The organism is Sutterella massiliensis, from assembly GCF_016899755.1.
GTDB lineage: Bacteria > Pseudomonadota > Gammaproteobacteria > Burkholderiales > Burkholderiaceae_F > Sutterella > Sutterella massiliensis.
This window is the reverse complement of sequence record NZ_JACJJC010000383.1, coordinates 1-301: the sequence shown is the minus strand read 5'-3', so window position 1 is coordinate 301 and position 301 is coordinate 1. Positions and strand designations below refer to the sequence as shown.

Annotated in this window: 1 protein-coding gene; it reads right to left on the bottom strand. The window is 58.1% G+C overall.

Features of this window, described 5'->3' with window-relative positions:
• Positions 1-271, bottom strand: a 271-nt coding sequence (locus tag H6A60_RS13010) for a hypothetical protein (protein ID WP_205105285.1), incomplete at its 3' end; no start/stop codon positions are given.
• Between the last annotated feature and the right edge of the window lie 30 nt (positions 272-301).

Genomic DNA, 301 nt, shown 5'->3' with positions numbered 1-301 from the left:
GAGAGGGACTGTGCCCAAGCGACGTACTGCCATACATGTGAGAGCTGCCGACGCCGACTTCCGAATCGGTCGACGGCGAAACGGGCTGGAATGCCGTTTCCTGTTCCTTCGCACTCTGCGGAGCCGTGTTTCTGCGCTCACTTCCGAAGAACGACGTATCGGCTGTTTTTCCGAAAGGACCTGAATCAGCAGAAGCGGTCGTCACAGCACTTAGGCTGCCTTCAATTTCACCAGGAGAGGCACTGCGCCCAAGCGACGTACTGCCATACATGGGAGAGCTGCCGACGCCGACTTCCGAATC